The 13200-nt window shown below is 42.4% G+C and carries 19 protein-coding genes; 1 reads left to right on the plus strand and 18 read right to left on the minus strand.

Translation table 11 applies throughout. The annotated features are described in order from the left end of the window. Positions 1-729: 729 nt before the first annotated feature. The 18 genes from rplQ to NQT65_RS17480 all read right to left on the minus strand — a co-directional run bounded on the left by rplQ (position 730) and on the right by NQT65_RS17480 (position 11455). Positions 730-1131 carry a 50S ribosomal protein L17 gene (gene rplQ, locus NQT65_RS17395; RefSeq protein ID WP_004589197.1) on the minus strand — a complete coding sequence of 134 codons (402 nt, stop codon included), beginning with the start codon at positions 1129-1131 and terminating at the stop codon, positions 730-732. A 39-nt stretch (positions 1132-1170) separates the two neighbouring features. Further along, positions 1171-2157, minus strand: a complete 987-nt coding sequence (locus NQT65_RS17400; protein WP_004589198.1) for a DNA-directed RNA polymerase subunit alpha — start codon at positions 2155-2157, stop codon at positions 1171-1173. Between the two features lie 24 nt (positions 2158-2181). Continuing rightward, the gene (rpsD, locus tag NQT65_RS17405; protein WP_004589199.1) at positions 2182-2802 is read right to left on the minus strand and encodes a 30S ribosomal protein S4; all 621 of its coding nucleotides are present in this window, start codon (positions 2800-2802) and stop codon (positions 2182-2184) included. A gap of 21 nt (positions 2803-2823) precedes the next feature. Then, positions 2824-3210: a 30S ribosomal protein S11 gene (gene rpsK / locus NQT65_RS17410; RefSeq protein WP_002959471.1), complete on the minus strand. Its 387-nt coding sequence runs from the start codon at positions 3208-3210 to the stop codon at positions 2824-2826. A gap of 12 nt (positions 3211-3222) precedes the next feature. Beyond that, positions 3223-3579 (minus strand): 30S ribosomal protein S13, encoded by a 357-nt coding sequence (gene rpsM, locus NQT65_RS17415; protein ID WP_004589200.1) that lies wholly within the window; start codon positions 3577-3579, stop codon positions 3223-3225. A 125-nt stretch (positions 3580-3704) separates the two neighbouring features. Further along, on the minus strand, positions 3705-3818 hold the full coding sequence (rpmJ, locus tag NQT65_RS17420) for a 50S ribosomal protein L36 (protein WP_002959476.1): 114 nt from the start codon (positions 3816-3818) through the stop codon (positions 3705-3707). 22 nt (positions 3819-3840) lie between these two features. After that, entirely contained in the window at positions 3841-5169 is a 1329-nt protein-coding gene (gene secY / locus NQT65_RS17425) for a preprotein translocase subunit SecY (protein WP_004589201.1), read from the minus strand. A 10-nt stretch (positions 5170-5179) separates the two neighbouring features. Continuing rightward, positions 5180-5614, minus strand: coding sequence for a 50S ribosomal protein L15 (rplO, locus tag NQT65_RS17430; RefSeq protein ID WP_004589202.1), 435 nt, complete (start codon positions 5612-5614; stop codon positions 5180-5182). 4 nt (positions 5615-5618) lie between these two features. After that, on the minus strand, positions 5619-5801 hold the full coding sequence (gene rpmD / locus NQT65_RS17435) for a 50S ribosomal protein L30 (RefSeq protein ID WP_004589203.1): 183 nt from the start codon (positions 5799-5801) through the stop codon (positions 5619-5621). A 2-nt stretch (positions 5802-5803) separates the two neighbouring features. Further along, a complete protein-coding gene (gene rpsE, locus NQT65_RS17440) occupies positions 5804-6310 on the minus strand; it encodes a 30S ribosomal protein S5 (RefSeq protein WP_004589204.1) in 507 nt (168 codons plus the stop codon). A gap of 9 nt (positions 6311-6319) precedes the next feature. Then, positions 6320-6670, minus strand: a complete 351-nt coding sequence (gene rplR, locus NQT65_RS17445) for a 50S ribosomal protein L18 (RefSeq protein WP_004589205.1) — start codon at positions 6668-6670, stop codon at positions 6320-6322. Between the two features lie 9 nt (positions 6671-6679). After that, the gene (gene rplF / locus NQT65_RS17450) at positions 6680-7213 is read right to left on the minus strand and encodes a 50S ribosomal protein L6 (protein WP_004589206.1); all 534 of its coding nucleotides are present in this window, start codon (positions 7211-7213) and stop codon (positions 6680-6682) included. 13 nt (positions 7214-7226) lie between these two features. Next, the gene (gene rpsH / locus NQT65_RS17455; RefSeq protein ID WP_004589207.1) at positions 7227-7619 is read right to left on the minus strand and encodes a 30S ribosomal protein S8; all 393 of its coding nucleotides are present in this window, start codon (positions 7617-7619) and stop codon (positions 7227-7229) included. Between the two features lie 21 nt (positions 7620-7640). After that, positions 7641-7946, minus strand: coding sequence for a 30S ribosomal protein S14 (rpsN, locus tag NQT65_RS17460; RefSeq protein WP_004589208.1), 306 nt, complete (start codon positions 7944-7946; stop codon positions 7641-7643). Positions 7947-7956: 10 nt separating this feature from the next. After that, positions 7957-8496: a 50S ribosomal protein L5 gene (gene rplE, locus NQT65_RS17465; RefSeq protein ID WP_004589209.1), complete on the minus strand. Its 540-nt coding sequence runs from the start codon at positions 8494-8496 to the stop codon at positions 7957-7959. A 16-nt stretch (positions 8497-8512) separates the two neighbouring features. Then, positions 8513-8827 carry a 50S ribosomal protein L24 gene (gene rplX, locus NQT65_RS17470; RefSeq protein ID WP_004589210.1) on the minus strand — a complete coding sequence of 105 codons (315 nt, stop codon included), beginning with the start codon at positions 8825-8827 and terminating at the stop codon, positions 8513-8515. A 10-nt stretch (positions 8828-8837) separates the two neighbouring features. Further along, positions 8838-9206: a 50S ribosomal protein L14 gene (gene rplN / locus NQT65_RS17475; protein WP_004589211.1), complete on the minus strand. Its 369-nt coding sequence runs from the start codon at positions 9204-9206 to the stop codon at positions 8838-8840. Positions 9207-9484: 278 nt separating this feature from the next. After that, positions 9485-11455, minus strand: coding sequence for an AsmA family protein (locus NQT65_RS17480; protein WP_256851661.1), 1971 nt, complete (start codon positions 11453-11455; stop codon positions 9485-9487). Between the two features lie 311 nt (positions 11456-11766). Between NQT65_RS17480 and NQT65_RS17485 the strand changes: the two genes are divergently transcribed. Then, positions 11767-12930 carry a hypothetical protein gene (locus NQT65_RS17485; protein ID WP_256851662.1) on the plus strand — a complete coding sequence of 388 codons (1164 nt, stop codon included), beginning with the start codon at positions 11767-11769 and terminating at the stop codon, positions 12928-12930. The last annotated feature ends 270 nt before the right edge of the window (positions 12931-13200 follow it).

Raw genomic sequence — 13200 nt, forward strand, 5'->3', positions numbered from 1 at the left:
ACGTTGCGATTAAAGCGTTAAACTTTATCCCGCTAGGGCTGCGCATCTTACGCTTTCCTATTTTTTTGTCAACACTTAATTTTGTTAAACTTGAAAGTTTTTAAAACTAAGTTTTACTCGACTCACTAAGTGGTTTGCTTGCCTCGCTAAGCGTTGCCTGCTCTGCCGTCTCAGTGGGGTCGCATTATAGGGAGATCCGAAAACAGATCAACCCTTTTTTAAAGAAAACTTGAAATAAATGACTGTTCGCTGAGTATTTGAGCTAAACGCTCAAAAACCCAACTAAAAGAAGCCTTAAACCCACTAAATTAGCGAGTTAAAATTAAATATCTCTGTTTGATTGGCCAGCTTTGCTTTATCACTATCCAAATTACACTGTACATCTACAGCCTGGGATATGTTTTACAAACCTTATACGCTCGACTTATAGGGTTACCGCTTAATTAAGCTTTTTGAGAAACCAGGCTTTATAACTACATTGGTTTAACTAAGTCGGTTTAACAGAATGAAGGTAATAGGTAATAGGTAATAGGTAATAGGTAATAGGTAATAGGTAATAGGTAATAGGTAATAGGTAATAGGTAATAGGTAATAGGTAATAGGTAATAGGTAATAGGTAATAGGTAATAGGTAATAGGTAATTATCAAGTAACTATTTGGAGGGATGTCAAATTTTAGGCATTAAAAAGCCGAGCATTAAGCTCGGCTTTTTGGTGTCTCTTTAAAGACTTACTCTGCAGACTGCGCGTCTTCTTGAACTTCTTCGTTAGTCGCTGGGCGACCTACTAGTTCAATATAAGCCATTGGTGCATTATCACCAGCACGGAAGCCACACTTAAGAATACGAGTGTAACCACCTGGACGGTCTGTATTACGAGGACCGATTTCGCTGAACAATTTACCAACTACTTCATTATCACGCGTGCGAGCAAACGCTAAACGGCGATTTGCTACACTGTCAGTCTTAGCCAGTGTGATTAAAGGTTCAATTACACGGCGTAACTCTTTCGCTTTAGGCAAAGTAGTTTTGATGATTTCATGTTTCACCAAAGAACCTGCCATATTGCTGAACATCGCTTTACGATGGCTACTGTTACGGTTTAATTGACGACCACTCTTACGATGGCGCATGACCCTATCCTTCTAACTAAACTAATATAGTGATTTAGATTATTCAGCTAGGCTTGCAGGCGGCCAATTTTCTAGGCGCATGCCTAGAGAAAGACCACGTGAAGCTAGCACGTCTTTTATTTCAGTTAGAGACTTCTTGCCTAGGTTAGGCGTTTTAAGAAGCTCAACTTCAGTGCGCTGAACTAAATCACCGATATATTGAATTTGCTCGGCTTTCAAACAGTTTGCTGAACGTACTGTTAGTTCAAGATCATCAACTGGACGAAGTAGAATAGGATCGAATTCTGGCTTCTCTTCTTTCTCTTCTGGCTCAGTTACATCACGTAAATCTACGAATGCATCTAATTGCTCAGCTAAGATAGTAGACGCACGGCGGATCGCTTCTTCAGGATCTAAAGTGCCGTTTGTTTCCATATCAATGATTAACTTGTCTAAGTCTGTACGTTGCTCAACACGGGCTGATTCAACCGAGTACGCAATACGTTCAACTGGGCTGAATGATGCATCAAGCAGCAATCGACCAATTGGACGCTCATCGTCATCAGAGGATAAACGACTAGATGCCGGCACATAACCACGACCACGCTCAACACGAATACGCATGCTGATCTCGCTGCTATCTGTCGTTAAATGACAAATAACGTGATCTGGATTAGCAATTGTTACATCGCCATCGTGCTGAATATCAGCCGCAGTCACAGGGCCTACACCAGATTTAGTCAGGGTCAGAAAAACTTCATCTTTGCCTTCTAACGTTACTGCTAAACCTTTTAGGTTTAGTAGTATTTCAATGATGTCTTCTTGTACGCCTTCTTTCGCGCTGTACTCATGCAATACACCGTCGATTTCAACTTCAGTTACTGCACATCCAGGCATAGATGATAACAGTATACGGCGTAAGGCATTACCCAGAGTATGGCCAAAGCCACGCTCTAGTGGTTCTAAAACTACTTTAGAACGCGTTGGGTTGATAGCGTCGATATCGACTAACCTTGGTTTTAGAAATTCTGTAACAGAACCCTGCATTTTATCCTCTCTTAACTCTTAACTTTACTTAGAGTAAAGTTCGACGATTAGTTGTTCATTAATGTCCGCAGACAGATCTGAACGCTCAGGTAGGCGCTTAAAGCTACCTTCCAATTTCTTACCGTCAACTTCAACCCAAGTCGGCTTTTCACGTTGCTCAGCCAACTCTAGAGCAGCGATGATACGTGCTTGTGTTTTAGACTTCTCACGGATTACTACAGTATCTTCTGGAGCAATTACGTATGAAGGAATGTTCACAACACGACCATTAACTAAAATCGCTTTGTGGCTTACTAACTGACGTGCTTCAGCGCGTGTGCTAGCAAAACCCATGCGATATACAACATTGTCTAAACGTTGCTCTAAAAGCTGTAACAAGTTTTCACCTGTATTACCTTTAAGGCGAGCAGCTTCTTTGTAGTAATTACGGAATTGCTTTTCTAATACACCGTAGATACGACGTACTTTTTGCTTTTCACGTAATTGTAAACCGTAATCAGATAAGCGACCTTTACGAGCGCCGTGCTGACCAGGTGCAGTCTCAAGTTTACACTTAGAGTCGATAGCTCTTACGCCGCTCTTAAGGAACAGGTCAGTACCTTCACGACGACTCAGCTTGAGCTTAGGGCCCAAATATCTTGCCATGTTATTTCTCCTAACCTATTGTTAAACGCGACGTTTCTTCGGTGGACGACAACCATTGTGTGGTATTGGCGTCACGTCAGTAATGTTGGTGATACGGTAACCAGCAGCATTCAAAGCACGTACAGCAGATTCACGACCTGGACCTGGACCTTTAATGAAAACTTCTAGATTTTTTAAACCGTATTCTTGAGCAGCAGTACCTGCACGCTCTGCAGCAACCTGAGCAGCAAATGGCGTAGATTTACGTGAACCACGGAAACCTGAACCACCGGCAGTAGCCCATGATAGTGCATTACCTTGACGGTCGGTAATTGTTACAATAGTGTTGTTGAAAGACGCATGAACATGAGCCATACCATCAGCAACTTGCTTTTTAACCTTTTTACGACGAATTGGTGTCTTAGCCATAATACTATCCCCTTATCGCTTAATAGGCTTACGAGGACCCTTACGGGTACGCGCGTTAGTCTTTGTTCTTTGACCACGTAGTGGTAAAGAGCGACGGTGACGTAGGCCACGGAAACAACCAAGGTCCATAAGGCGCTTGATATTTAGAGTAACTTCACGACGAAGGTCACCTTCTACAGTGTACTTGCCAACTGCATCACGCAGTACGTCAAGAGTTTCGTCTGAAAGTTCACCGATTTTTGTGGTCTCGGCGATACCAGTCGCTTCTAAGATAGCCTTAGAGCGAGTCTTACCTATGCCATAAATAGCTGTTAAACCAATAACTGCATGTTTATGATCAGGGACGTTAATGCCAGCGATACGGGCCACTAACACATCTCCTATATTTGAATTTGGTAATCAAAAGTTTGAAAAGCCCGTAAGGATACTCAAACGAAGACCAAATCACAACTAAAAACACAGGCCGAGAAATCTCAGCCTGCACGACTGTTTACTTAGCCTTGCCTTTGCTTATGCTTAGGCTCACTGCAAATTACGCGTACTACACCAGCACGTTTAATAACTTTACAGTTACGGCATATTTTCTTAACGGAAGCACGTACTTTCATTGCTCAACTCCGTAAACTGACCTTATCGGCCGTAGCCTTTAAGGTTCGCTTTTTTCAGCACAGAATCATACTGATGTGACATCAGGTGAGTCTGTACTTGTGCCATAAAGTCCATGATTACTACAACGATAATCAAAATTGATGTACCGCCGAAATAGAATGGCGTTTGCCATGCCATAGTCATGAATTCGGGCACCAGACAGATAAAGGTTATATACAAAGCACCTGCCAATGTCAGGCGTGTCATCACTTTATCAATGTATTTAGATGTCTGCTCACCTGGACGAATACCTGGGATAAATGCGCCAGATTTCTTCAGGTTGTCTGCTGTCTCACGCGGGTTAAAAACCAACGCTGTGTAGAAAAAGCAGAAGAAGATGATAGCTGCTGCTAGCACCATCGCATACAAAGGCTGACCTGGAGTCAACGTTGTTGCAATAGCTTGTAGCACATCAGCGACCGGACCTTCACCCTGGCCGAACCAGCTTGCAATTGTACCAGGGAACAGAATTATACTGCTAGCGAAGATTGGTGGAATAACACCCGCCATGTTTACTTTTAGTGGTAAATGCGTGCTTTGAGCAGCAAATACTTGACGACCTTGTTGGCGTTTAGCGTAGTTAACAACGATACGACGTTGTCCACGTTCGAAAAACACTACAAGATAAGTAACAGCGAATACTATAACCGCAACCATCAACAGTACAAAAACATTCAAATCACCTTGGCGCGCCATTTCGGCTGTCGAACCAATAGCAGACGGCAGGTTAGCTACAATACCAACAAATATTAGAACTGAGATACCGTTACCGATACCGCGCTCTGTTATTTGTTCGCCCAACCACATTAGGAACATAGTACCAGTTACTAAACTCACCACTGCGGTGAAATAGAAACCGAGACCCGGGTTAACAACTAACCCTTCCATCATGCCCGGTAAGCTAGTTGCAATACCGATTGATTGGATAGTAGCAAGCACAAGCGTGCCGTAGCGTGTGTACTGGCTAATTTTTTTACGCCCTTGCTCACCTTCTTTCTTAAGCTCTATAAACGGAGGATACATATGCGTTAATAGTTGCGTAATAATCGAAGCCGAGATATACGGCATAATACCCAGTGCTAACACTGAAGCTCGCTCAAGCGCACCACCGCTAAACATGTTGAACATCTCAACAATGGTGCCCTTTTGTTGCTCGAAGAAATCGGCAAGTACAGCGGCGTCAATCCCAGGGATTGGCACAAATGAACCTAGACGGTAAATAATGATAGCACCTAAAACAAATAGTAATCGACGCTTCAATTCCGAAAGTCCACTTTGTGCACTTTGTGTATCTTGACCTGGTTTAGCCATTAGTACTTCCTTAGTCTTCTACCTTGCCTCCGGCAGCTTCAATAGCTTCGCGAGCACCTTTAGAAGCCTTAAGGCCTTTAACGGTAACAGCGCGTGAAACTTCGCCAGATTTAACAACTTTAACGAACAGAACGTTCTTTTTAACTAGACCAGCTGCTTGTAACGCGTTTAGGTCTACCACATCGCCTTCAACTTTAGCGATTTCAAAAAGGTTTACTTCTGCAGATACTAACGATTTGCGTGAAGTGAAACCAAATTTAGGTAGACGACGTTGCATAGGCATTTGACCGCCTTCAAAACCAACGCGTACTTTACCGCCAGAACGTGATTTTTGACCTTTGTGACCACGGCCACCAGTCTTACCAAGACCAGAACCGATACCACGACCAACACGTTTTGGAGCAGTTTTAGAACCTGCAGCAGGTGAAAGTGTATTCAAATGCATGAAATTAACCCTCTACCTTAACCATGTAAGAAACTCGGTTGATCATACCACGTACACATGCTGTGTCTTCTAACTCAACAGTGTGGTTGATACGACGTAAACCAAGACCGCGTAATGTAGCTTTATGCTTCGGTAAACGACCGATAGAGCTCTTTACTTGTGTTACTTTTACAGTTTTATTTGCCATGGTTACCCCAGAATTTCGTCTACGCGCAGACCACGTTTAGCAGCGATTGACTCAGGAGAGTTCATGTTCTCTAGAGCTTGAATCGTTGCACGTACTACGTTGATCGGGTTGGTAGAACCGTAACATTTAGAAAGTACGTTCTGCACACCAGTAACTTCTAGTACTGCACGCATAGCACCACCTGCGATGATACCAGTACCTTCAGATGCTGGTTTCATGAACACTTGTGAGCCAGCATGACGTCCTTTAACAGGATGCTGTAATGTGTTGCCATTTAGGTCTACATTGATCATGTTGCGACGTGCTTTTTCCATTGCTTTTTGAATAGCAGCTGGAACTTCACGAGCTTTACCATAACCAAAACCTACTTTACCTGCGCCATCACCAACTACAGTTAGTGCAGTGAAGCTAAAGATACGACCACCTTTAACTACTTTAGACACACGGTTTACCGCGATTAGCTTTTCAGCTAAATCAGGCTGTTGTTGCTTTGCTTCTACGTTAGCCATTGTCTACTCCTAGAATTGCAAACCGGCTTCACGCGCAGCATCAGCTAGCGCCTTCACACGGCCGTGATATTTAAAGCCACTGCGATCAAAAGCAATCTTTTCGATGCCTTTGTCAGCCGCACGTTCTGCAACCGCTTTACCAACTGCTTGTGCAGCTGAAACGTTGCCTGTGCCTTTAACTGTTTCGCTAATAGCTTTCTCAACAGTAGAAGCAGCAGCCAGTACAGTACCCTCAGCATTAACTACTTGAGCGTAAATGTGACGTGGCGTGCGGTGGATAACAAGACGCGTTGTGCCTTGTTCAATATAATTTCTACGAGTGCGTTTAGCACGACGTAGACGAGCTGTTTTTTTATCCATCGTCTTACCTTACTTCTTCTTAGCCTCTTTACGGCGTACATTCTCATCTGAATAACGAACACCTTTACCTTTATAAGGCTCAGGTTTACGGTATGCACGAATGTTAGCAGCTGTTTGACCAACTAACTGCTTATCTACGCCCTTAACTAGAACTTCTGTTTGGCTTGGAGTTTCAATCGTAATTCCCTCAGGAACTTCGAAATTAACTGGGTGCGAGAAACCAAGTGTTAAGTCTAAAACTTTACCCTTAGCTGCAGCACGGTAACCAACACCTACTAACTGAAGTTTCTTCTCGTAACCTTCATGCGTACCAACAACCATGTTGTTGATTAGAGCGCGAGCAGTACCTGCTTGAGCCCATGCATTAGCTACGCCTTCACGAGGTAAAGTTGTAATAACGTTGTCGTTAACTTGTACTTCAACAGCGTTGTTGATAGTACGAGTAAGTTCACCGTTTTTGCCTTTAACTGTGATGTCCTGGCCTTTTAATGTAACTTCTACACCGGCAGGAACATTGATTGGTGCCTTTGCTATGCGAGACATAGTTCCCCTCCGATTAAGCTACAAAGCCAATGATTTCACCACCAACACCAGCACTACGTGCTGCGCGGTCTGTCATTAGGCCTTTAGAAGTTGATACGATAGCGATACCAAGACCACCCATTACCTTCGGTAATTCGTCACGTTTCTTATAGATACGTAGACCAGGGCGGCTAACACGCTGGATATTTTCAATTACAGCTTTGCCTTCGAAGTATTTCAACTCGATAGAAAGCTCAGGTTTCGCTTCGCTGTTTACAGCGAAATCTGCGATGTAACCTTCGTCTTTTAATACTTTAGCTACTGCTACTTTCAGCTTTGAAGTTGGCATCGTTACAGATACTTTCTTCGCTGATTGACCGTTACGGATACGTGTAAACAAATCCGCGATAGGATCTTGCAAGCTCATAGTCTTACTCCCGTGATACTATTACCAGCTAGCCTTTTTAAGGCCAGGAATTTCACCGCGCATAGCTGCTTCGCGAACTTTAATACGGCTCATGCCGAATTTGCGAAGGAAACCATGTGGGCGGCCCGTAATGTTACAACGATTACGTTGACGTGCAGGGCTAGAATCACGTGGTAAAGCTTGAAGCTTAAGTACCGCGTCCCAACGATCATCTTCAGATGCGTTAACATCGCTGATGATAGCTTTTAGTGCTGCACGCTTTTCAGCGTACTGAGCAACTAGTTTAGTGCGCTTTGCTTCGCGCGCTTTCATAGAATTCTTTGCCATAACCCTACCCTTATTTCTTGAATGGGAAGTTAAACGCTTCTAACAACGCACGGCCTTCCTCATCAGATTTCGCAGAAGTTGTGATTGTGATATCCATACCGCGTACACGGTCTACTTTATCGTAATCAATTTCTGGGAAGATGATTTGTTCACGTACGCCCATGCTGTAGTTACCACGTCCATCAAAAGACTTAGCACTCACACCACGGAAGTCACGGATACGTGGGATAGCGATTGATACCAAACGCTCAAAAAAGTCCCACATACGCTCGCCGCGTAAGGTTACTTTACAGCCTATTGGGTAGCCTTCACGCACTTTGAAGCCAGCAACAGATTTGCGTGCTTTAGTGATTAAAGGTTTCTGACCAGCGATAGCTTCTAGATCCGCAACAGCGTTATCTAAAATCTTCTTGTCAGCTAGGGCTTCGCCCACGCCCATATTTAATGTGATCTTTTCGATCTGAGGGACTTGCATGACAGAGCTGAAACCAAACTTCTCTTGAAGCTCAGCAACTACTTTGTCTTTATATACTTCATGCAGTTTCGCCATCATTCTACTCCAACTATTAGATAGTTTTACCAGTAGATTTAAAGATACGTAATTTCTTACCATCTTCAATCTTGAAACCTACACGATCTGCTTTACTCGTTTCCGAGTTGTAGATCGCAACGTTTGATACGTCGATAGACGCTTCTTTCTCAACAATGCCGCCAGCTTGGTTCAATTGTGGAACCGGCTTTTGGTGTTTCTTGATTAAGTTAATGCCTTCGACAAATACTCGACCAGACTCGGTAACAACTGAAAGCACTTTGCCGCGCTTACCTTTGTCTTTACCTGCTAGTACGATTACTTCGTCATCACGACGGATTTTTGCTGCCATGATAGACTCCTTACAGTACTTCTGGGGCTAGTGAAACAATTTTCATGAACTTATCATTACGAAGTTCACGAGTCACAGGGCCGAAGATACGAGTACCAATTGGCTGCAAGTTATCATTTAAGATAACAGCCGCATTGCTATCGAAACGGATCAGAGAACCGTCCGGACGACGAACGCCTTTTTTGGTACGCACAACTACCGCGTTTTTAACATCACCTTTCTTCACTTTACCGCGAGGAATAGCTTCTTTCACAGAAACTTTAATGATATCGCCAACTGCCGCATAGCGACGGTGTGAACCACCAAGGACTTTTATACACTGCACTTTGCGAGCGCCGCTGTTATCAGCAACTTCCAGCTGAGTTTGCATTTGGATCATGTTAATGACCTCCGGTGTAGTAATTACAACTTGCCTTAAATTTGTTTAAAATCAAGGCACTTCGATTAAATCCCACTCAAAAAACAACAGAGTTGTCTCTTAAGGGCGGGCAATTGTACCAGCATTGGCTAGTGAGTGGTAGGTTATTTTTTAATTAATTTAAGGGAAGAACAGATTAAAACTGAATAAAAACCGCTATGTAGCTATTTTACAAGTGGTTATAAAACAATCAAGGCGCAAATAGCGCCTTAATTATTTATTTGTAGGGTTTAATAGTATTAGCCAAATAGGCCTTTTAGTTTATCTTTGACTTTGTCCTTGGCTTTTTCTTTTGCTTTCTCTTTGGCGTCATCGAGCTTTTGCTTTGCTTCATCTTTAAGCGCGTTGCTTACATCTAGCTTAAAGCCAACGTCATGAAATGGGCCTTCTATACGCAGTGGGATTTTAAAGCCTGTACTATCGTCTGTAGTGCCTTGCCCTTCAATCGAATCAACGATGCCGGTCACTAAGCGATAATCAACATTGGTTTTAGGCAAATCTACATCGCCCTCACCTGTAATACGAATAAGTGGGCTCATCAGCGATAGGTCGTTATTACGGCCCACGCCATTAGTAAAGTTAAAGCTACCGGTGAGCGCAGAAAAATCTGTTTGCTCTGATTCTTCAAAGCCTGTATCTAGCCCTTCACTCACAGCTCCAAGATTACCCGTAATAAGCTCTTTGCCTTTGCGAACCATTTCAGCCACGTTTGCGCCTTTAACAGCACCATCGGCAAATTCAAAGCTAACATTGCCATTTAATGCATTAATAAAGGTTTTTTGACTTTGCCCAGTTGTGGTTAAATTCCAATTTAATGACCCTTTACCCATGAGCTTATCAAAGCCAGCCGCATCAGTGAGTAACGGTTGTGCGTCTATGTCGGCTAAATCAAAATTTGTGCTTATTTTATACGGCGTTTGCTGCGCATTTATGTTGATAACCCCTTTACCAGTGCCCTCATATGCTTCAAAGCTATCTAAGCTTAATTTAGCAACGCTGTTATTTAAATCGACTGTAAATTGATTAGCACCTAGCTCAATATCGTTAGCTTTTAAACCGCTTGAGCGAATAACTACATTAGCATTAAGTGCATTTAATGCGCTTAAATCAATTTTAGTATCGTCCCAAACAATCGGCTGCGCGGCTTTAGGTTCTTCGCTTTGCGGTGCTTGCTGCTTAGCGACTGCCTCCGGTAAGTAGGGATTCAAATCAAGCATACCTAGGTCTATATTGGCATTAACCGCTAGTTTATTGCCTAAGTTTACTTCACTTTTTCCTTTAATCTCTAATTCATCTAGGGTAGCAATCAGCTCTTCTAAGTTAAACGTATCATCTATAAGATGCATTTTACCGTTTACACTAAACGCATTAAAAGCATTTTCTTTAGCGTTTAAGTCTACCTCTTGCCAAGTTGCTAGCTCCTTAACAGAGTCGCCACTTAGCGCTAACTCGCCTTTTATATCTTTACCTTGGCGAGCAATACTGCCGTTAAAAGTAAGATCGACCAAGCGAGAGTCTACGCTTTGAGTAACCTCAAATGTCGCCCCTTCAATTGCCTTTGCCGGCGTATCAAGTTTTACATCAAGCTCAAAGCGCTCTTGCATATATGTAATGCCGCCTTTGATCTCTAGTGTCTTACGAAGTGAAGGAAGTAAAATAGCCAATTCCAAGTCACTAATTTGTTGTTTAGCGCCTGTTTGCCCATCTAGGTAAGTAAACGTACCACCGTAAATAGCCACTTCACCTAACTCTACATCAAAGTTCTCTGGTAGTTTAACTGACTCGCCTGATTGAGTTTGCTCTTGCGGCTGCTCTGCTACAGCATCAAACAACTGCCAGTTAGCTTTACCGTTTTTATCAGTTTCTAATAAAATATTGGGCTCGTTAATAACAAACTTATCTAGTTTGAATTCGCCGCCAAATAACGATAACCATGGTATATGTACAGCTAATTGCTCCATACTTGCCATGTCGTCGCGTGAGCCTGTCTGCATGTTTGCAAAGTGCACATCGTTAAGCTCTAACTTTAATGCAGGAAATACACTAAGCGTTTTATCACCTTTAATAGTAAGTGTGCGCCCTGTTGTTTTTTCAACCTGCTCAGATACTTTATTAAAAATAGTATCGGTTGGGATTAAAAACGGAGCGGCAATAATTAACGCAATACAAAGTAAGAGTATTACACCAACAATTTTGAGTAAGGTCTTCATGATCATCCTTTCAAACGTGCAAATAATGTTCTTATCATAGCGAGTGTTAGCTTTAAAATCATTGTCGTTGTGACAAAAAAGCACTTTATTGTAATTTATTTAATTTGAAATGAATTTATGCTTAAAAGTAAACGTTGCGAAATTGGTGACTAAAAGGAAAGCTCATCAAGTTTAAATCTAACCAAGTATTAAACCCTACAACATTGCATCCCTTGAATTGTTAGGTATGATGCACGGCCCTGTTGCTATTGGCGTATTTGCGCTAAAATAAAGCAGCTAAAAAATGTATCTACTCGGAGACTCTACAAGGCATGAAAAAACTGCTAATTTCACCGTCAAAAATGGCGCTAGGCGAACAAGAAAGTCAAATTTACCAAAACATCTTGAAGCAAGCTTCAGAACTAAGCCTAAACCTAATGGCCGTGAAAGTAGAAAACCACCCAGAGGATTTTTTAGGCTGGTGTTATGAGCTGCTAAGTGCAAGTAAAGACCGTATAAATTACGATTTACTAGAGCCACAACAACTGCCAGTTTTAAAAAAGCTGCACGACCAGCTAACCTCAGCAATTAGCTTTTTACAGCTCAAAACACTACGTGTAGCACCTTGGCCTGTTATTAGTATGTTTGTAGAGCAACACAAAGAACTTATTGCACTGGACGAACAGCTTCGCCTTACCACGTATATGCACAGCATTCGTGAGCAAGCACTAAAAGATATGATCCCAGAGGATTTACTGGCATTTAGTGGTAAACACACTGCCACGCTCGACCCAAGCACCTATAACTTTGATGTTGAATGGTTCGCATCAACAAAAAGTGCAAAGGGTTTTCATCAAATGCTAGCCGACTTGCCTGGCGCGTTTGACGATGCACTTGCTAACATCCCGCTTGAAGGTGATGTGAGCGAAGCTGATTACCAACAGTTTGTTGTTGCTTATTTACTTGCCTTTAACGGTAGCGATGAAAAACCAACCCTTGCTCCTGCTACACGTTTATTAGCAATGCGCCGCCCAGATGTATTTACGCCAATTAGTAATAGCCGTCTTGATGCATTATGCGCAGCTTTAGGTATTACAAAATTAAACAATCGCGACTTTGAGCGCTACTGGCAAGATATAGTACAAAGCATTCATGCTATGTCGTGGTTTAAAATGGCTAATGGCAGCAATGAGCTAGAAGCGCAACTAGTTAGTATAAAAGCATTATTACCGTGCTTTTTTTACTATGCAGATGCCAGCACGGCCGACAACTCAAATTATATTAAGCTATTAAATAAACCTAAACGCAGCACAACAAGTGCAGGAAAACCACAGCGTAGAGGTAAAGAGTCTGCCGAAATACTTGTAGACCGTGCACTTGCAGCCGATGACATTCCCGAGCATATTCGTAGCAAACGCGACTCTATTATTAGCGAAGTACAAAAAGGCCGCGGAGTAAACGAAACAATTAGTCTTATGCGCACTATATTTGGCTAAATCTACCTAACCTAACTGTATTTTTCTGGTGCAGTTAGGTTAATTTATGCACCAGCAGTGTGCGTTTTTTAATTACCCCCCTCAATCACCCCCTCTTCTAAAACTTCTCAACATATTGTTTTATAAAAGTAAAAAACCAGTTTTATAGAAATTATTTTAAGCTGGCACATACAGTGCAATTGCATTCCCAGTTAAACAATAAAACACCGCCAGTCAAAGGGTTGCCAATAAGAGAATAAAAACCTAGGCGATAAAAATCATATAACGGGA

It is taken from the genome of Pseudoalteromonas agarivorans (genome assembly GCF_024518735.1).
Classification (GTDB): Bacteria; Pseudomonadota; Gammaproteobacteria; order Enterobacterales; family Alteromonadaceae; genus Pseudoalteromonas; species Pseudoalteromonas atlantica.